The following is an 18030-nucleotide window of genomic DNA, read 5'->3' as shown; positions in this document are numbered from 1 at the left end:
GGCCGACCCGCAAGGCAGGGCCGCCAAAAAAGATGGCGCATTATCCTGTGATTGGGTGCGCCTGTCACTGCGCAAGCTCAAGCACGTGCGCAAAGCACCGAAGATCGTCCAACCGAGGGTTGTCAGGCGCCGGTAGCGAGGTTCAAACTGCGGCCTTTGTCGCGGGCCGTGACCTGCGTCTTCCTATCTGTCTTTTCATTTATAGCAGCAGGCGTTTGCAGATTTTTTCGAATGCTGCGTGTTGACCATTAATTCAGGGACCTCGACATGGAACTGGTTGTAAAAAGCGTTAGCCCGGAAACGTTGAAAACTGCCACTCTGGTGGTTGCCGTCGGCGAAAACCGCAAGCTCGGCGCCGTCGCCAGACAACTCGACGAACTGTGCGGTGGCGCCATCAGCACCGTGATCAAACGCGGCGACCTCGCCGGCAAAGTCGGCCAGAGCCTGCTGCTGCACAGCCTGCCGAACCTCAAGGCTGAACGCGTTTTACTGGTCGGCGTCGGCAAGGATGAAGAACTGGGCGACCGCCCGTTCCGCAAAATCATCGCCGGCGTTCTCAACACCCTTAAAGGTCTGGGCGGCAGCGATGCCGTACTGGCGCTGGACGAAGTTGTGGTCAAGGGCCGCGACAGCTACGGCAAGACACGTCTGCTCGCCGAAACCCTGGTCGATGGTGAATACACCTTCGACCAGTTCAAGAGCCAGAAAGCCGAACCGCGCGCCCTGAAGAAAATCACCTTGGTGACGATCAAGGCAGCTCAGGCTGAAGTCGAGCGCGCCGTGGCCCACGGTACTGCGATCGCCAACGGCATGGCGTTCACCCGCACCCTCGGCAACCTGCCGCCGAACATCTGTCACCCGACGTTCCTCGGCGAGCAAGCGAAGAGCCTCGGCAAAGAATTCAAATCGCTGAAAGTCGAAGTCCTCGACGAGAAGAAGATCAAACACCTGGGCATGGGCTCGTTCTACGCCGTCGGCCAGGGCAGCGACCAGCCTCCGCGCTTGATCGTCATGCAATACAACGGCGGCAAGAAGTCCGAGAAGCCCTACGCGCTGGTCGGCAAAGGCATCACCTTCGACACTGGCGGCATCAGCCTGAAACCGGGCGCCGGCATGGACGAAATGAAGTACGACATGGGCGGCGCAGCCAGCGTATTCGGCACCCTGCGTGCCGTGCTCGAACTGAAACTGCCGATCAACCTCGTGTGTATTCTGGCGTGCGCCGAGAACATGCCGAGCGGCAACGCTTCGCGTCCGGGCGACATCGTCACCACCATGAGCGGCCAGACCGTGGAAATCCTCAACACTGACGCCGAAGGCCGTCTGGTGCTGTGCGACGCGCTGACCTACTCCGAGCGCTTCAAGCCACAAGCGGTGATCGACATCGCCACCCTGACCGGCGCTTGCGTGGTTGCGCTGGGCGCGCACACCTCCGGCCTGCTCGGCAACAACGACGAGCTGATCGGCCAACTGCTGAGCGCCGGCCAGACGGCTGACGATCGCGCCTGGCAACTGCCGCTGTTCGATGAATATCAGGAACAGCTGGACAGCCCGTTCGCCGACATCGCCAACATCGGCGGGCCGAAAGCCGGGACCATCACCGCCGCGTGCTTCCTCTCGCGCTTCACCAAGAACCTCAATTGGGCGCACCTGGACATCGCCGGCACCGCGTGGACCAGCGGCGGCAAGGACAAAGGCGCCACTGGCCGCCCGGTGCCGTTGCTGACCCAATACCTGCTGGACCGCGCCAAAGCCTGAAACCGATGACCCGGGACGGCGCTGTTTTACAGCAGCGCCGCCTCTGGCTCAGGAACCGCAATGACCAAAGTCGACTTTTATATCCTGCCGAGTGCCGATCCTTCCGCGCGTCTGGACTTTGCCTGCAAGCTCACCGAGAAAGCCTGGCGCATGGGCCACCGCATTTACCTGCATTGCAGCGATGCCGCCCAGCGTGACGACCTCGATGCGCGCCTGTGGGCGTTCAAGGGCGAAAGCTTCGTTCCGCATGGCCCAGCCGAGAGCGAACCGGAAGGTCTGGTTGTGCTCGGGTTCGGCGACGACTGCGGCGCGCATCAGGATTTGCTGGTCAATCTCGATTTGAAAGTGCCGGGTTTTGCCAACAAGTTCGCCCGCGTGGCGGAAGTGGTGGTCGAAGATCCGACGAGCCGGGCAGCCGCGCGGGAGAGTTTCCGCTTCTACCGCGAACAGGGCTATCCTCTGCAAGACCACCGTTTAGAGCGACTCTGAGTATTCTGATGGACACGCCAAAACCGCCACAAAAGTCCGCGCACCTGCTGGATGACCTTGAGTCGATCCGCCAACTGCTCGGCGATGACAACCTGCAACCGCCGTTGCTGACCGACACGGTCAATGAAGACGAACAGGAACAGATTCCGATGTTGTTCGACACTTCAGGCGCCACGCCTGAAGCCGTCGAGCCGCCCCCCGCACCTGCCGCCCAACCGGCAGCAGCCGCGAGCAAAGGCCCCGACGCTTTGCTGCACCTGGACAGCGAATTGCGCGCCGCCGCGCAATTGATCCTGCAAGACGTGATCGACGACTTCGCGCCGCACATCGAGACCGAGATCAAACGCCGACTCGACGCGCGCATGGAACGGCTGCTCAGTCAGTACGACTGACCGCTGTCCCTTGTGGGAGCGAGCTTGTGTGGCAAGAGGGTTTACCCCCGCTGGGTCGCGAAGCGGCCCTAAAACCTGCCACCGTGGCGTGTTTGGCGTACCGCATGCTCAGGTTTGACGACTGCTTCGCAGCCGAACGGGGCGGTGCGACGTTTCGCTAAACCCGCTCGCCACGAAAGCTTGTTCCCACCGTTTGAGATGCGCTCGGTCTACCCCTGCTCGCTCTGCGTCCCATGCCCCGCTATACTCGTCGGCTTTTCCTGAATTACTGCCAATAGGGTCCCGCCGCGCATGGATAAGACCTACCAGCCGCACGCCATTGAAACTTCCTGGTACAACACCTGGGAGTCCGAGAATTACTTCGCCCCGCAAGGCGCGGGCGAGTCCTACACCATCATGATCCCGCCGCCGAACGTCACCGGCAGCCTGCACATGGGTCACGGCTTCAACAACGCGATCATGGACGCCCTGATCCGTTTCCGCCGCATGCAGGGTCGCAACACCCTGTGGCAGCCGGGCACCGACCACGCCGGCATCGCCACGCAAATGCTTGTCGAACGCCAGCTCGAAGCCCAAGGCCAGAGCCGTCACGACCTCGGCCGCGAGAAATTCCTCGAGAAAATCTGGGAATGGAAGGATCAGTCCGGCGGCAACATCAGCCGGCAGATCCGCCGCCTCGGCTCGTCTGTGGACTGGAGCCGCGAGCGCTTCACCATGGACGACGGCCTCTCGGAATCGGTGAAAGAAGCCTTCGTGCGCCTGCATGAAGACGGTCTGATTTATCGCGGCAAGCGTCTGGTCAACTGGGACACCAAGTTGCACACGGCGATTTCCGACCTCGAAGTGGAAAACCACGACGAGAAAGGTTTCCTCTGGAACCTGAAATACCCGCTGGCCGACGGCGCCAAGACCGCTGAAGGCAATGATTACCTGATCGTCGCGACCACTCGCCCGGAAACCATGCTCGGCGACGCCGCCGTTGCGGTTAACCCGAACGATGAACGCTACCAGGCCCTGATCGGCAAATTCGTCGAGCTGCCGCTGGTCGGCCGCCGCATCCCGATCATCGCCGACGATTATTGCGATCCTGAATTCGGCACCGGTTGCGTGAAAATCACCCCGGCCCACGATTTCAACGACTACGAAGTCGGCAAGCGCCACAACCTGCCGCTGCTGAACATCTTCGACAAGAACGCCGCCGTGCTGCCAGCCTGTCAGGTGTTCAACCTCGACGGCACGCTGAACGAAAGCATCGACGGCAAGATCCCGGCCGAATACGCCGGCCTCGATCGTTTCGAAGCGCGCAAGCAAATCGTTGCGGCATTTGACGCCGCCGGCCTGCTGGTCAGCGTTGACGATCACGGTTTGAAAGTGCCGAAAGGCGATCGCTCCGGGACCATCATCGAGCCATGGCTGACCGACCAGTGGTACGTGTCGACCAAACCATTGGCCGAGCCTGCGATTGCTGCCGTTGAAGACGGTCGTATCCAGTTCGTGCCGAAGCAATACGAAAACATGTACTTCTCGTGGATGCGCGACATCCAGGATTGGTGCATCAGCCGTCAGTTGTGGTGGGGCCACCGGATTCCGGCCTGGTACGACGAGTCGGGCAAAGTCTACGTCGGCCGCGATGAAGCCGAAGTACGCGCGAAAAACAACCTCGGCCCGGACATTGCGCTGCAACAGGACAACGACGTTCTCGACACCTGGTTCAGTTCCGGCCTGTGGACGTTCTCGACGCTGGGCTGGCCTGAGCAGACCGAATTCCTCAAGAAATTCCACTCCACCGACGTGCTGGTCACCGGTTTCGACATCATTTTCTTCTGGGTTGCCCGGATGATCATGCTGACCATGCACTTGGTGAAGAACGAGGACGGCACACCGCAAGTGCCGTTCAAGACGGTTTATGTGCACGGTCTGGTCCGCGATGGCCAGGGCCAGAAGATGTCCAAGTCCAAGGGCAACGTCCTTGACCCGCTGGACATCATCGACGGCATCGAGCTGGAAGACCTGGTGCAGAAACGCACCTCGGGCATGATGCAGCCGAAACTGGCAAAGAAGATCGAGAAGCAGACCCGCGACGAGTTCGCCGACGGCATCGCCAGCTACGGCACCGACGCCCTGCGCTTCACCTTCTGCTCGCTGGCATCGACCGGTCGCGACATCAAGTTCGACATGGGTCGCGTCGAAGGCTATCGCAACTTCTGCAACAAGATCTGGAACGCCGCGCGTTATGTTCTGGACAAGGGCGAAGACTGCGGCCAGAACGGCGAAGCGTACGAGCTGTCGCTGGCGGATCGCTGGATCATCTCGCAGCTGCAACGCACCGAAGCCGAAGTGACTCGTCAACTCGACCAGTTCCGTTTCGATCTGGCCGCGCAAGCCTTGTACGAGTTCATCTGGAACCAGTATTGCGACTGGTATCTGGAACTCTCCAAGCCTGTGCTGTGGGACGAAAACGCGCCGGTTGAGCGTCAGCGTGGCACTCGCCGGACGCTGGTGCGGGTTCTGGAAGTGGCGCTGCGTCTGGCGCACCCGTTCATGCCGTTCATCACCGAAGAAATCTGGCAGCGCATCGCGCCGCTGGCCGGTATCGAAGGCAAGACGATCATGCTGCAACCTTGGCCAGTGGCCAACGAAGCGCGCATCGATCAGGGCGCCGAAGATGATATCGAGTGGCTGAAAACCTTGATGCTCGGCACGCGCAACATCCGCGCCGAGATGAACATCGGGCCGGGCAAGCCGCTGAACCTGTTCCTGAAAAACGTCAGCGCCGAAGATCAGCGCCGTCTCACCGAGAACGAAGCGCTGCTGAAGAAGCTCGCGCGTCTGGAATCGATCACTGTGTTGGCTGCTGGCGAAGAAGCACCGCTGTCCGCCACCGCGCTGGTGGGCGAGATGGAAGTGCTGGTGCCAATGGCCGGCCTGATCGACAAGGACGCCGAACTGGCGCGCCTGGACAAGGAAATCCTGCGTCTGCAGGGCGAAGTCCAGCGCGTGGGCGGCAAGCTGTCGAACGCCGGTTTCGTCGACAAGGCCCCGGCCGAAGTCATCGACAAGGAACGCGCCAAACTGGCTGAAGCTGAACAGGCTTTGGGCAAACTGGCCGAGCAGCACGCGCGGATTGCCAGTTTGTAACAGCAACGCGCAATGAAACAGGGAGGCCAGCAATGGCCTCCCTTTTTCTTGCCCGCTACTTTTTGCTCTCCGTAGGAGCGAGGCTTGCCCGCGAAAACGATCTGCCTGTCGGCATCGATGTCGGATGTGACGGCCTCTTCGCGGGCAAGCCTCGCTCCTACAGGAACGATAACGCGGTGTACCTGATTAACCGTGTCGCGGCCTTCGCGGGCAAGCCTCGCTCCTACGGGATCCCCGCGCGGCCATCGTCTGTGGGACAATGCCCGCCACTTTTAGCCATACCCGAATCGACAACGCCCATGAACGCCCCCCGCACTCCCCGCCCCGCGCGCAAGAAGCCTGACTCCGCCACCCCGGCCAAAGCCGTGGAACCCCGTCCGAAGGCCAGCCTGCACCCGCGCAATCGCCATCAGGGTCGCTACGACTTCCCGGAGCTGATCAAGAGCACGCCGGAACTGGCGAAGTTCGTGATCACCAACCCGTACGGCAAGGAAAGCATCGACTTCGCCAGCCCCGACGCGGTGCGCGTGTTCAACCGGGCGCTGCTCAAGTCATTTTATGGCGTGGCGCATTGGGACATTCCGGCCGATTACCTGTGCCCGCCGGTGCCGGGGCGTGCTGACTACGTGCACTTCCTCGCCGACCTGCTGGCCAGCGTCAACGACGGCGAGATCCCGCGTGGTGCGCCGGTCAAGGTGTTGGATATCGGCATGGGCGCCAACTGCGTTTATCCGCTGATCGGCTACAGCGACTACCGCTGGCACTTCCTCGGTTCGGAAATCGACCCGACGGCCGTCGCCGCAGCCAAAGCCATCGTCCAGTCCAACGGGCTGAACAAAGCCATTCAGTTGCGCCAGCAAACCAACCCCAAGCACATTTTGTTGGGCTTGCTCGAGCCGGGCGAACGCTTTGACCTGACCATGTGCAACCCGCCCTTCCACGCCTCGATGGACGAAGCGACCAAGGGCAGCGAGCGCAAATGGCGCGCGTTGGGCCGGGCCGACCCGAAACGCAAACTGCCGGTACTGAACTTCGGTGGCCAATCGGCGGAATTGTGGTGCGAGGGCGGCGAAGCGCGCTTCGTCACGCAACTGATCGCCGAGAGCGCGCACTTCCAGCACAAAGTGTTGTGGTTCAGCACGCTGGTGTCGAAAGCCTCGAACCTGCCGGCGATCCAGATTGCGCTGAAAAAGGCTGGTGTGCTCGAAAGCCAAGTGGTTGAGATGTCCCAGGGGCAGAAGCAGAGCCGCTTCGTCGCGTGGACCTTCCAGACCAAATCCGAACAGCAAGTGTGGCGCGAGCGCTGGGTGCGCAAGGGCTGAGTCACTGACCACTGCAGATCAATTGTGGGAGTGAGCCTGCTCGCGATGACGGCGTGTCAATTGACGATGATGTCGACTGATGCACCGCCATCGCGAGCAGGCTCACTCCTACATTGGTTTGCAGGTGTCTGAAAGGCCAAACCACAGACACAAAAAAGCCGTGCCCGGATTACTCCGGAGCACGGCTTTTTAATACTGCGTCTTACTTGTTAACAGCGTCGGTCAGGCCTTTGGCCACAACCAGCTTGATAACTTTTTTGGCAGCGATTTCGATGGCAGCGCCAGTCGAAGGGTTACGGCCAGTACGGGCAGGACGCTCAGTCACTTTCAGTTTGCCGATACCTGGCAGAGTGATTTCGCCGCCGTTTTCCAGCTGATCAGCAACGATTTGGCCCAGTTGGTCCAGAGCGTTACGCGCGGTGGTTTTTGGCGCGTCGATAGCTTCAGCGATGTCGGCGATCAGTTGGTCTTTAGTAAGAGCCATGTAGTGTTCCTTCCCTATCAAATTCATATGGATTGCAGAGTGCAGTGTCAGCCATCGAGCCCGATCTTCTGGATCTGGCACCCTCGGCCAATAACCACGGGATCGGGGTTATAGATACCGAAATCAGGGTTTGGTTCGACCTGACAAATGCTGAATGCACGCTTAACGCAGTGACTTCGCGTAAGACCGGGCAAAACTAGCACAGAGACGGGGAAATATCCGCCTCTAGCTACCCAAATGGTCAGCTTTATTGCTCTAAACCGCTAAAAAAACGCATAAGGCCCGCCGCACACCGGCGAATTGCCCTTCGAGCCGCGCCAAAACCAGTGGTTGCGGTACACTTGGCACTTTTTGGGGAGCGCGCCCTCCTCTCTTCAATCAGCCGAGAAGCCCATGCCGATCCGCCATTGCATCGTCCACCTGATCGACAAAAAACCCGACGGCACGCCCGCAGTTCTCCACGCTCGCGACTCTGAATTGGCAGAGTCCACGGCCATCGAGAACATGCTTGCCGACCTCAACGAGAGCTACAACGCCAAACAAGGCAAGGCCTGGGGTTTCTTCCACGCCGAGTCCGGGGCGCATCCGTTCAGCGGCTGGCTGAAGGAATACCTCGACGGCGGCAAGGACTTCACGGCGTTCAGCCGGGTCGCGGTGGAACACCTGCAAAAGCTGATGGAAGAATCCAACCTGTCGGTCGGCGGCCACGTGTTATTCGCGCACTATCAACAAGGCATGACTGATTACCTGGCCATCGCTCTGCTGCACCACAGCGAAGGCGTGGCGGTGACCGAGGAACTCGACGTGACCGCGTCGCGCCACCTCGACCTCGGCCAATTGCACCTCGCGGCGCGGATCAACGTCTCGGAATGGCAGAACAACAAACAGTCCAAGCAGTACATTTCGTTCATCAAAGGCAAGAACGGCAAGAAGGTCTCGGAGTATTTCCGCGACTTTATCGGCTGCCAGGAAGGCGTCGACGGCCCCGGCGAAACCCGCACGCTGCTCAAGGCCTTCAGCGACTTCGTCGAAAGCGAAGATCTGCCGGAAGAATCCGCGCGCGAGAAGACCAAGACCCTGGTCGATTACGCCAGCAGCCAGGCCAAACTCGGCGAGCCGATGGGCCTTGAAGAACTCTCGGAATTGATCGACGAGGAGCGCCCGAAAGCCTTCTACGATCACATCCGCAACAAGGATTACGGTTTGTCGCCGGAAATTCCTGCGGATAAGCGCACGCTCAACCAGTTCCGCCGCTTCACCGGGCGTGCCGAGGGGCTGTCGATCAGCTTTGAAGCGCACCTGCTGGGCTCGAAGATCGAATACGACGAAGAGGCCGGCACGCTGATCATCAAGGGCTTGCCGACGCAACTCACCGATCAGTTGAAGCGCCGCTGATGCTGGGTCGGGTGCTGAAGAAATTCCTGCTGATCCTGCTGGTGGTCGTGGTTTACCAGAATTGGGGCAAGATCGAGCGGCTGATTCACCCGACGCAAGTGGTGTCGGAGCAGACGCAGGCCAAGGCTAACGTGGTGCTCTACGCCACCGACTGGTGCGGCTACTGCAAACTGACCCGGCGTTTTCTCGATTCCAAAGGCATTCCGTATCAGGAATTCGATATCGAGAAAAATCCCGAGGCGCGCAAAGCGTATGAAGCGCTGGGCGGCCGCGGGATTCCGCTGATTGATGTGAACGGCACACTGATCCGCGGCTACGACCCGGACCAAATCCTCGCTGCCCTGAAATAACCCAGCTTCACCGAAAATCTGTAGGAGCGAGGCTTGCCCGCGAAGGCGTCGTCACTGCCGCCAAAAGCTTCGCGGGCAAGCCTCGCTCCTACAGGAGGTCAGTGCCAGCAGGTACAGGGGATCAACGCTTTACACGGGTTCAGTGTTTCTCGATCCGAAACCCAAACCGCGGGAAGTGCACATGCACCACGCCCGCGCGCTCGTCTTCGCGGCGCAGGATCAATTCCTCACGTCCGGCAAACACCAACTCGCCGGCCACCGGATCCACGCCGTAATCGGTCGCTGCGATCAGCACTTGCTGGCCGATTTCAAAACCGTTCGGCTCAGCAAATGGCTCATCCGGCAGCGCCGCCGGCGTGGCATTGCGCGATACCTGCAACGCCTCTTCGGCGATCATCTCGCTGAACGCGCCATGACCGAAACCCATCACCCGCGCAAACCACGCCGACACCGCCGGATACGCGTCCACCAGCGGTGCAGTCACCGGCGTCGCTTTGAGAAACCACAGGCAATGCGCCAACGCGAAGTCGGCAATCGACGGTTCGCCCAACAGGTAATCGCCCTGCTCACGCTGCAGCTGCAACTCCAGACGTCCCATGATGGTCGGCCACTGATGCCGCGCCTGCTCGGCCGACAACTTGGTGGCACTGCCACCGCTGAACAAAGCGGCGCGGTCGGCGAGGAATGCCTTGATCGCTTCCGGCGGCAGTTTGCCGAAGCGCACGGCGATCGATTCCGGCTGAAACACCAGGCTCACCGCGTGCTGGAACACCACCGAATCGGCCCACGCAGCGAAGCTCGCGGCGATCATTTCCTGACCTTCCGGGAAGAACGCCGGCAAGGCCTTTTCCTGCTCCAGACGTCGCGCGATCAACGCGGTGTCGCAGTAGATATCGGCGCCAATCTGCAACACCGGAGTCTTGCGATAGCCGCCGGTCAACGCGGTCAGATCAGGTTTTGGCATCACCGGCGAGATCTTCACCGAGCGCCACGACAGGCCTTTGAAACCCAGCAGCAGACGGGCCTTTTCGGCAAAAGGGGATGTCGGGTAGTTGTGAAGAATCAGCTCTGACATGCTCGGCTCCGCCGCACGAATAAAGGAATTCGCAGCTTAGCCTGCAATTGGTTGGCGGCCTACGGCTCGGCGTGATGGCAACTTATCAGTCAGATTGATAAGTCTGCACCAGGCATTCCTTGGCGCTTTTCTTGAGTTTTTTGATCAGCCGTTCCTGGCGCAGCGCATCGCTTTTGTCGCGGCACAGTTCGGTGTAAACCAGCGCCACGGCCGGGCTGGAAAGAAAGTAGCGCGCGCCTTTGCCGCTCTGGTGCGTGGCAAAACGGCGCAGCGGATCGTTGCTGATCCCGCAGTAAAGCGAACCGTTGGCCGCGCGCACCAGGTAAACAAACCAGGGTTTGCTCACCGGGGCTTGGGCGTCGACGGGGATGTCGCTGAGGGTGTTCACGTGGCGATCAAGGCTTGAAAGAAAACAAGCGGCGATCTTATCAGCGACTGGCCTGGAATGCCCTCAGCCCCTTCAATGCCTGCGCGCGCACGGCGTTGCGCACCAGCGGCGTCCAGCCCAGCAACAAACCTTTGGTGCCGAGCGCCTGACGCGACCAGCGCCACAGGTCGAAGTGGTCGTGGTGCTCGCAGATCTTGCCGTCGCGAAAAACAAATCGCGCCTGAATGTCGTTGACCACGGTGTTGCCGGTCTGGCTGAACAGGTAAGTCGCGACCCAATGCGCGCCGCCCGTGCGCTCGTCGCTGCGCACGTTGTCGAAGGTCAGGGAAAAGTCCTTGGCGCGGGTGGTGAGCATGCGCCACATGTCGCCGGCATCGCGGCCACGCAACTCGCCGAACGCCGGATCACTGAACACCACATCATCGGTGTAGCAGGCGCTCATCGCTTCGGCGTCGAGGCGCTGGAAAGCCTCGTAGAAACGGCTGATCAAAGCGTTGTGGGCGTCACTCATGGGCAGGCTCCGTGCGGCGGCGAATGGCTGGAAAAGAAGGCTGCACGATAATCTGCAACGACGCGAAACACTATCGGCATTCGTGGGCCGAATGCCGACAGTGTGTGCGCGTCAGACTTTTTCGCTGGTGACTTGCACGTACAGCGAACGCCCGGCGCCGAGCCCGGCGACGATTGCGCCGAGGCCGATGACGCCGAAGATCCAGCCCAGCGCATTCCAGCCGCCGGTCAAATCGTGGACGATGCCGACCGCAAACGGCCCCATCGACGCCAAGGTGTAACCGAAACCCTGGGCCATGCTCGACAGGTTGGCGGCGACATGCGAATCCCGCGAACGCAGCACAATCAAGGTCAGCGCCAGGCTGAACGTGCCGCCCTGCCCCAGACCGAGCAGAATCGCCCAGCCCCACAAACCTTCGATCGGCGCGTAGAGGCAGCCGAACAGACCGCCGAGGGTCAGCAGCATGACGATGACAATCGCCAGTCGCTGATCCTTGCCGCGCGTTGCCAGCCACGGTGCGGCCAGTGAGCTGGCGAGTTGCACGATCACCGAGCCCGACAGCACCAGACCGGCCTGGGTCGGCGTCAGTCCACGGCCGATCAGGATCGACGGCAACCAGCCAAACACGATGTACGCCAGCGACGATTGCAGGCCCATATAAAGCGTTACTTGCCAGGCCAATGGATCGCGCAACAAACCGCGAACCCGGTAGGCGACGTTGTGCGAGCCGTGTTTCTGGCCGACTTGCGGCAACCAGAAAATCGCCGCGACCAGCGCTGGAATCACCCAAAACCCCAAACCCAACGCCCAGCTCTGGTCGAAGTGTTCGCTCAACGGCACGGTCGCGCCCGCTGCCATCGCCGCGCCCAGACACAGCGCCATGGTGTAGACACCGGTCATGGTTCCGGCCTGTTTCGGGAAGTCGCGCTTGACGATGCCCGGCAGCAAAACGCCGATCACGCCGATGCTCGCGCCGGCCATGACGCTGCCGGCGAACAGACCGATTTCACCGAAAGAACTGCGCAGGATAATCCCGCCCGCCAGCGTCAGAAGAATCCCCAGCACCACGCGTTCGGCGCCAAAACGCCGCGCGAGGATCGGCGCCAGCGGCGCGAACAAACCGAGGCAGAGCACCGGCAACGTGGTCAGCAAACCGGCTTGCGCGGCGGACAATCCGAGCGTCTTCGAGACGTCGCTGAGCATCGGCGCCATGCTCGACAACGCCGGGCGCAGGTTCAGCGCGACCAGAATCAGCCCAAGCAATAACAGCCACGGCCGGCGCAGAAGTGGCTGACTGCGCTGGACCGTTTCGTCATCGGCCTCGGCGTCGATCAGCAGCTCTTCGAGCTTGTTTGCGGGGAGATGGCTGTGCTTGGCAGGCATGGGGTTCTCGTTTTCGAAATGCTTGGCTTTAAAAGATTTGGCTTCAAGGTTCATTGATCAACTGCCTCGACAGGGCTTTGGCCCGTTCCGGGTCGCGTTGCTCGACGGCGTCGAGCAATTCGACGTGCAGATCGAAGACTTCCTGGCGTCGCGGGGTGATGTTCAAGGTCTGGCGCAATTGCGCGCCGACGATGCTCGAGAAGTAGCGATACAACTCGCTGAGCGTCGGGTTGTGCGCGGCATCAACCAGGCGCCGATGGAACACCAGATCGCAGGCAATGTAGCTGTCGAGATCGCCGTGGTAATGACTGCCGCTGACGCCCAGGGCTTCGCGCAACGCGACGAGGTCTTCGTCGGTGCGGCGCAGTGCAGCGAGGCCGATGGCTTCGACTTCGAGGATGTGCCGGGTTTCTCGCGCCTGTTCGAGCGAGCAGCGCGACAGGGCCTTCATGGTGTCGAGCGGGTCGATGATCGCGCGCAGGTAACTGCCATCACCCTGGCGGATTTCGATCAATCCGGAAAACGCCAATACGCGCATGGCTTCGCGCACGGTGTTGCGGCTGATGCCGAGTTCGGCGGACAGCTCGGGTTCGGTCGGCAGGCGCTCGCCGACCGCCCAAACGCCTGCGGTGATGCGCTGGCGCAGTTGGTCCAAGGCCTGATCGACCAGGGAACGTTTGATCAGTGGAGACATGTCAGACATAAGAATTCGCCCTTTCATCCAATCATAGGATGAATTTTTCGACATGTTAGTCAGCAATCTTTTGTAACGCAATGCCCCTGTAGGTGCGAGGCTTGCCCGCGAATGCGTCATGTCAGGGAAAGATGTGCAGCTGACACCCAGCCTTCGCGGGTAAGCCTCGCTCCTACAATGCTCTGGAATCCAGGCATAAAAAAACCCGGAACAGGTCCGGGTTTTTCTTCATCGCTGTCGCTGAGTCAATGCAAGATCTGGCTCAGGAACAGTTTGGTCCGATCGTTCTGCGGGTTGTCGAAGAAGTCGTTCGGCGCCGCTTGTTCGACGATTTCGCCCTTGTCCATGAAGATCACGCGGTTGGCCACGGTGCGCGCGAAACCCATTTCGTGGGTCACGCACAACATGGTCATGCCGTCTTCGGCGAGGCCGATCATGGTATCCAACACTTCCTTGACCATCTCGGGATCGAGTGCCGAAGTCGGTTCGTCGAACAGCATGATTTTCGGTTTCATGCACAAGGCACGGGCAATCGCCACACGCTGTTGCTGACCGCCGGACAGTTGCCCCGGAAATTTATGCGCCTGCTCCGGAATGCGTACGCGCTCCAGGTAATGCATGGCGATTTCTTCAGCCTTGCGCTTGGGCATCTTGCGTACCCACATCGGCGCCAGCGTGCAGTTCTGCAGGATGGTCAGGTGCGGGAACAGGTTGAAGTGCTGGAACACCATGCCGACTTCGCGGCGCACCGTTTCGATCTGCTTGAGGTCGTTGGTCAGCTCCACGCCGTCCACCACAATGCGCCCCTGCTGGTGTTCTTCCAGACGATTGAGGCAACGAATGGTGGTCGATTTGCCCGAACCCGACGGGCCGCACAGGACGATACGTTCGCCCTGTTTGACATTAAGGTTGATGTCTTTCAACACGTGGAACTGGCCGTACCACTTGTTCACGCCCTGCATCTGAATAATGCCTTCAGGGCTCACAGGCTGTTTGATCGCTTCACTCATAAACTACGCTCCTAACGCTTGTGGCCAGTGTCCAGCTTACGTTCCAAATGCATGGAATAGCGGGACATACCAAAACAGAAAATCCAGAACACCAGGGCCGCGAACACGTAGCCTTCGGTCGCCATGCCCAGCCATTTCGGGTCGGCGGCGGCTTGTTTGACGCTGTTGAGCAAGTCGAACAGGCCGATGATGATCACCAGGCTTGTGTCCTTGAACAGCGCAATGAAGGTGTTGACGATGCCGGGGATCACCATTTTCAGGGCTTGCGGCAGAATCACCAGGCCCATGCTGCGCCAGTAACCGAGGCCCATTGCGGCGGCCGCTTCGTACTGACCTTTTGGGATCGCTTGCAGACCGCCGCGCACCACTTCCGCCACGTAGGCTGACTGGAACAGGATCACGCCGATCAGTGCGCGCAGCAATTTGTCGAAGTTCATGCCTTCGGGCAGGAACAACGGCAGCATCACCGAGGACATGAACAGCACCGTGATCAACGGCACGCCGCGCCAGAACTCGATGAAGGTCACGCAGACCACACGAATCGCCGGCATGTTCGAACGACGACCCAGCGCCAGCACAATCCCCAGCGGCAATGCACCGGCAATCCCGACAGTGGCGATCACCAGGGTCAGCATCAAGCCGCCCCATTGGCTGGTCGCCACGTTGGTCATGCCGAAGATGCCGCCATGCAACAGGAAGAACGCAATGATCGGGTACGCCACCAGAAAGCTCAGGCCGTAGACCGCTTTGCGCTGGAAGCGCGAGATGAACAACGGCGCCACGCCGATCACCGCCAGCCACACGGTCAGGTCGACGCGCCAGCGCAGTTCGGTCGGATAGTAGCCGTACATGAACTGACCGAAACGCTGCTGGATGAACACCCAGCAGGCGCCTTCCTTGGTGCAGTCGGCGCGGGTGGTGCCGACCCAGTTGGCGTCGAGGATTGCCCAGTGCAGGATCGGCGGCACGACGAGGTAGATGAGGTAGAACGCGAACAGGGTCAGCAGGCTGTTGATCCAGCTGGAGAACATGTTTGCGCGCATCCACGCCACCACGCCGATGCTGCTGCTCGGCGGTGGCATGTCAGGTTTGAAAGTATGGGATGTCATGCGCGTTTCCTCACCGTTCGATCAGCGCAATGCGCTTGTTGTACCAGTTCATCAGCAGGGAAATGCTGATACTGATCGCCAGGTACACGCTCATGGTGATGGCAATTACTTCGATGGCCTGCCCGGTCTGGTTAAGCACCGTGCCGGCAAACAGCGAAACCATTTCCGGGTAACCGATACCGGCCGCCAGCGAGGAGTTTTTCGCCAGGTTGAGGTATTGGCTGGTCAGCGGCGGGATGATCACGCGCAGGGCTTGCGGGATGATCACCTTGCGCAGCGTCGGGCCGTTACGCAGCCCGAGCGAACGCGCCGCTTCGGTCTGGCCATGGCTGACCGACTTGATCCCGGAACGGACGATTTCGGCGATGAACGCGGCGGTGTACACGGTCAGGGCCAGGGTCAACGCCAGCAGTTCCGGGATCAACACCCAGCCGCCGACAAAGTTGAAGCCTTTGAGCTCAGGCATTTCCCAGTGCAGCGGCGCGCCGAAGATCAACGCGCACAGCGCAGGAATGACGATGATGATCGCCAGCCCGGTCCAGAACTTGTGGAACGGCACGCCGGTCGCTTCGAAACGTTTATTGGCCCAACGGCACATCAGCACGATGGCCACGATAGCGATGACGACGCTGACGACAAAAGCCCAGAAACCGTCCGCTGCCAACGCGGCCGGCATGTTCAAGCCACGGCTGCTGACAAAGAACGTGTCGGCGAAGTTGTGGCTGGCGCGCGGCCCCGGCATGGTCAGGAATACCGCGAAGTACCAGAAGAGGATTTGCAGCAGCGGCGGAATGTTACGGAAAACTTCCACGTAAACCGTCGCCAGCTTGCTGATGATCCAGTTCGGCGACAACCGCGCCACGCCGACGATAAACCCGAGCAGTGTTGCCAGGATTACGCCGATGAACGTCACCAGCAGGGTGTTGAGCAGACCGATGACAAACACCCGGGCATACGTGTCCGATTCGGTGTAGTCGATCAGGTGTTGCGCGATGCCGAACCCGGCACTGCGGTCCAGAAAGCTGAAGCCGGAAGTGATGCCCCGGTGTTGCAGGTTGGTTTGCGTATTGTCGAACAGATACCAGCCCATCGCGACGACCGCGACGATGGTGATGATCTGAAATAGCCACGCACGCACTTTTGGATCGCTGAGGCTGAGCCTCTGCTTTGGTGCGCCGATTGATTTTTGCATGAAGTGCCCCGCAAAGAATGGAACAGAACATCACCCGGTGGTTGGCCCACCGGGTGACAGAACCATCAGCGCACTGGTGGTGCGTATTGAATGCCGCCGTTGGTCCACAGGGCGTTCAGGCCACGGTCGATTTCCAGCGGAGTCGTCTTGCCGAGGTTTTTCTCGAAGATTTCGCCGTAGTTGCCGACTTGGGAAACGATCTTGACGACCCAGTCCTTCGGCAGTTTCAGGTCTTTACCGTATTCGCCGTCGGCACCCAACATACGGGCAACGTCAGGGTTTTTGGTCGACTTGGCTTCTTCCAGAACGTTTTTCGAAGTGATGCCGGCTTCTTCGGTGTTCAACAGCGCGTAGCCAACCCAGCGAACGATCGCCAGCCACTCGTCATCGCCGTTACGCACGACTGGACCCAGTGGTTCTTTGGAAATGGTTTCCGGCAGTACCACGTAGTCTTTCGGTGCCGCCAGTTTGCTGCGCTGTGCGTAGAGCTGCGACTTGTCGGAAGTCAGCACGTCGCAACGACCGGATTCCAGCGACTTGGCGCTTTCATCGGAGGTGTCGAAAGTGATCGGGGTGTACTTCAGGCCGTTGGCGCGGAAGTAGTCGGACACGTTCAGTTCGGTGGTGGTACCGGCCTGGATGCAGATGGTTGCGCCATCCAGTTCCTTGGCACTTTTCACGCCCAGCTTGCTGTTGGCGAGGAAGCCAACGCCGTCGTAGTAAGTGATGAAGCCTGGGAATTTCAGGCCCATGCCGGCGTCACGCGAGCTGGTCATGGTGGTGTTGCGGGAGAGGATGTCGATCTCGCCGGACTGCAACGCGGTGAAGCGCTCCTTGGCGTTCAACTGGCTGAACTTGACCTTGTTTGCGTCGCCGAATACGGCAGCGGCCACAGCGCGGCAAACGTCAGCGTCGATCCCGAGGATCTTGCCGGTGGAGTCCGGAACCGAGAAACCCGGCAAACCGTCACTCACGCCGCACTGTACGAAACCTTTTTTCTGCACTGCATCCAGGGTTGCACCCGCCTGAGCGAACCCGCTGACACCGAGTACTGCGGCTGCAGTCACGATAGCCAGGGTGGATTTCAACATTTTCATTCAAACCTCCAGTTTTGCTCTTGTTGTGTCGGAGCGTGAGTCCAGTCGCACCCTTTTGAGGCGTTGTTGACCCGTGTTGGCTTTTTTTGGGGTCAACCGACTTCAGGACCTAGCTATGAGTCTATTAGGAGAAAATCCACACCGTGGACCCCTCGCTTCTCACCAATCGGCCGAACGGGCTGTAGCCCTTTCACGTTCGCGAAGCCCGTAACGGCCACTGGCGAACATCCATCACCGGATTCT

Annotated in this window: 17 protein-coding genes; 7 read left to right on the top strand and 10 right to left on the bottom strand. The window is 60.2% G+C overall.

Annotation, left to right across the window (positions count from 1 at the left end; translation table 11 throughout):
• Positions 1-267 precede the first annotated feature (267 nt).
• The 5 genes from FBY12_RS08565 (at position 268) to rlmF (ending at position 7099) form a co-directional block, all read left to right on the top strand.
• Positions 268-1758 carry a leucyl aminopeptidase gene (locus FBY12_RS08565; RefSeq protein ID WP_145252609.1) on the top strand — a complete coding sequence of 497 codons (1491 nt, stop codon included), beginning with the start codon at positions 268-270 and terminating at the stop codon, positions 1756-1758.
• 60 nt (positions 1759-1818) lie between these two features.
• Positions 1819-2247, top strand: a complete 429-nt coding sequence (locus tag FBY12_RS08560; RefSeq protein WP_145252608.1) for a DNA polymerase III subunit chi — start codon at positions 1819-1821, stop codon at positions 2245-2247.
• Between the two features lie 8 nt (positions 2248-2255).
• Complete coding sequence (locus FBY12_RS08555) at positions 2256-2639, top strand: DNA polymerase III subunit chi (protein ID WP_145252607.1); 384 nt, start codon at positions 2256-2258, stop codon at positions 2637-2639.
• 291 nt (positions 2640-2930) lie between these two features.
• Positions 2931-5777: a valine--tRNA ligase gene (locus FBY12_RS08550; RefSeq protein ID WP_145252606.1), complete on the top strand. Its 2847-nt coding sequence runs from the start codon at positions 2931-2933 to the stop codon at positions 5775-5777.
• A 299-nt stretch (positions 5778-6076) separates the two neighbouring features.
• Positions 6077-7099: a 23S rRNA (adenine(1618)-N(6))-methyltransferase RlmF gene (gene rlmF / locus FBY12_RS08540; RefSeq protein WP_092272896.1), complete on the top strand. Its 1023-nt coding sequence runs from the start codon at positions 6077-6079 to the stop codon at positions 7097-7099.
• Between the two features lie 202 nt (positions 7100-7301).
• On the opposite strand, the gene FBY12_RS08535 is transcribed toward rlmF, so the two are convergent.
• A complete protein-coding gene (locus FBY12_RS08535) occupies positions 7302-7583 on the bottom strand; it encodes an HU family DNA-binding protein (RefSeq protein WP_007905514.1) in 282 nt (93 codons plus the stop codon).
• A gap of 393 nt (positions 7584-7976) precedes the next feature.
• On the opposite strand from FBY12_RS08535, the gene yejK reads away from it, so the two are divergent.
• Together yejK and FBY12_RS08525 are read left to right on the top strand one after the other, a co-directional pair.
• Positions 7977-8978 (top strand): nucleoid-associated protein YejK, encoded by a 1002-nt coding sequence (gene yejK, locus FBY12_RS08530; protein WP_092272899.1) that lies wholly within the window; start codon positions 7977-7979, stop codon positions 8976-8978.
• The gene (locus tag FBY12_RS08525; RefSeq protein ID WP_101206875.1) at positions 8978-9328 is read left to right on the top strand and encodes a glutaredoxin family protein; all 351 of its coding nucleotides are present in this window, start codon (positions 8978-8980) and stop codon (positions 9326-9328) included. The genes yejK and FBY12_RS08525 overlap by 1 nt, the downstream gene beginning before the upstream one ends.
• 139 nt (positions 9329-9467) lie before the next feature.
• Here the strand turns inward: FBY12_RS08525 and FBY12_RS08520 are convergent, their stop codons facing one another.
• The 9 genes from FBY12_RS08520 to FBY12_RS08480 all read right to left on the bottom strand — a co-directional run bounded on the left by FBY12_RS08520 (position 9468) and on the right by FBY12_RS08480 (position 17787).
• Complete coding sequence (locus FBY12_RS08520; protein WP_145252605.1) at positions 9468-10403, bottom strand: glutathione S-transferase family protein; 936 nt, start codon at positions 10401-10403, stop codon at positions 9468-9470.
• An 85-nt stretch (positions 10404-10488) separates the two neighbouring features.
• Entirely contained in the window at positions 10489-10791 is a 303-nt protein-coding gene (locus FBY12_RS08515) for a GIY-YIG nuclease family protein (protein ID WP_145252604.1), read from the bottom strand.
• A 40-nt stretch (positions 10792-10831) separates the two neighbouring features.
• On the bottom strand, positions 10832-11302 hold the full coding sequence (locus FBY12_RS08510) for a nuclear transport factor 2 family protein (RefSeq protein ID WP_145252603.1): 471 nt from the start codon (positions 11300-11302) through the stop codon (positions 10832-10834).
• Between the two features lie 111 nt (positions 11303-11413).
• The gene (locus tag FBY12_RS08505; RefSeq protein ID WP_145252602.1) at positions 11414-12685 is read right to left on the bottom strand and encodes a CynX/NimT family MFS transporter; all 1272 of its coding nucleotides are present in this window, start codon (positions 12683-12685) and stop codon (positions 11414-11416) included.
• Positions 12686-12728: 43 nt separating this feature from the next.
• Complete coding sequence (locus FBY12_RS08500) at positions 12729-13388, bottom strand: FadR/GntR family transcriptional regulator (protein ID WP_101206878.1); 660 nt, start codon at positions 13386-13388, stop codon at positions 12729-12731.
• Positions 13389-13624: 236 nt separating this feature from the next.
• Positions 13625-14389 (bottom strand): amino acid ABC transporter ATP-binding protein, encoded by a 765-nt coding sequence (locus FBY12_RS08495; RefSeq protein WP_092272917.1) that lies wholly within the window; start codon positions 14387-14389, stop codon positions 13625-13627.
• Between the two features lie 11 nt (positions 14390-14400).
• Positions 14401-15498: an amino acid ABC transporter permease gene (locus FBY12_RS08490; RefSeq protein ID WP_092272920.1), complete on the bottom strand. Its 1098-nt coding sequence runs from the start codon at positions 15496-15498 to the stop codon at positions 14401-14403.
• A gap of 10 nt (positions 15499-15508) precedes the next feature.
• Entirely contained in the window at positions 15509-16690 is a 1182-nt protein-coding gene (locus FBY12_RS08485) for an amino acid ABC transporter permease (RefSeq protein ID WP_092272923.1), read from the bottom strand.
• A gap of 65 nt (positions 16691-16755) precedes the next feature.
• Complete coding sequence (locus FBY12_RS08480) at positions 16756-17787, bottom strand: amino acid ABC transporter substrate-binding protein (protein WP_092272926.1); 1032 nt, start codon at positions 17785-17787, stop codon at positions 16756-16758.
• Positions 17788-18030 lie beyond the last annotated feature (243 nt).

Source organism: Pseudomonas sp. SJZ131 (genome assembly GCF_007828705.1).
Lineage (GTDB): Bacteria > Pseudomonadota > Gammaproteobacteria > Pseudomonadales > Pseudomonadaceae > Aquipseudomonas > Aquipseudomonas prosekii.
This window is presented reverse-complemented; position numbering and strand designations above follow the sequence as displayed.

Bases quoted from the DNA above. Each gene is read 5' to 3' on its own strand.
- FBY12_RS08565 (WP_145252609.1), top strand. From the start codon at position 268: ATGGAACTGGTTGTAAAAAGCGTTAGCCCGGAAACGTTGAAAACTGCC.
- FBY12_RS08560 (WP_145252608.1), top strand. From the start codon at position 1,819: ATGACCAAAGTCGACTTTTATATCCTGCCGAGTGCCGATCCTTCCGCG.
- FBY12_RS08555 (WP_145252607.1), top strand. From the start codon at position 2,256: ATGGACACGCCAAAACCGCCACAAAAGTCCGCGCACCTGCTGGATGAC.
- FBY12_RS08550 (WP_145252606.1), top strand. From the start codon at position 2,931: ATGGATAAGACCTACCAGCCGCACGCCATTGAAACTTCCTGGTACAAC.
- rlmF (WP_092272896.1), top strand. From the start codon at position 6,077: ATGAACGCCCCCCGCACTCCCCGCCCCGCGCGCAAGAAGCCTGACTCC.
- FBY12_RS08535 (WP_007905514.1), bottom strand. From the start codon at position 7,583: ATGGCTCTTACTAAAGACCAACTGATCGCCGACATCGCTGAAGCTATC.
- yejK (WP_092272899.1), top strand. From the start codon at position 7,977: ATGCCGATCCGCCATTGCATCGTCCACCTGATCGACAAAAAACCCGAC.
- FBY12_RS08525 (WP_101206875.1), top strand. From the start codon at position 8,978: ATGCTGGGTCGGGTGCTGAAGAAATTCCTGCTGATCCTGCTGGTGGTC.
- FBY12_RS08520 (WP_145252605.1), bottom strand. From the start codon at position 10,403: ATGTCAGAGCTGATTCTTCACAACTACCCGACATCCCCTTTTGCCGAA.
- FBY12_RS08510 (WP_145252603.1), bottom strand. From the start codon at position 11,302: ATGAGTGACGCCCACAACGCTTTGATCAGCCGTTTCTACGAGGCTTTC.
- FBY12_RS08505 (WP_145252602.1), bottom strand. From the start codon at position 12,685: ATGCCTGCCAAGCACAGCCATCTCCCCGCAAACAAGCTCGAAGAGCTG.
- FBY12_RS08500 (WP_101206878.1), bottom strand. From the start codon at position 13,388: ATGTCTGACATGTCTCCACTGATCAAACGTTCCCTGGTCGATCAGGCC.
- FBY12_RS08495 (WP_092272917.1), bottom strand. From the start codon at position 14,389: ATGAGTGAAGCGATCAAACAGCCTGTGAGCCCTGAAGGCATTATTCAG.
- FBY12_RS08490 (WP_092272920.1), bottom strand. From the start codon at position 15,498: ATGACATCCCATACTTTCAAACCTGACATGCCACCGCCGAGCAGCAGC.
- FBY12_RS08485 (WP_092272923.1), bottom strand. From the start codon at position 16,690: ATGCAAAAATCAATCGGCGCACCAAAGCAGAGGCTCAGCCTCAGCGAT.
- FBY12_RS08480 (WP_092272926.1), bottom strand. From the start codon at position 17,787: ATGAAAATGTTGAAATCCACCCTGGCTATCGTGACTGCAGCCGCAGTA.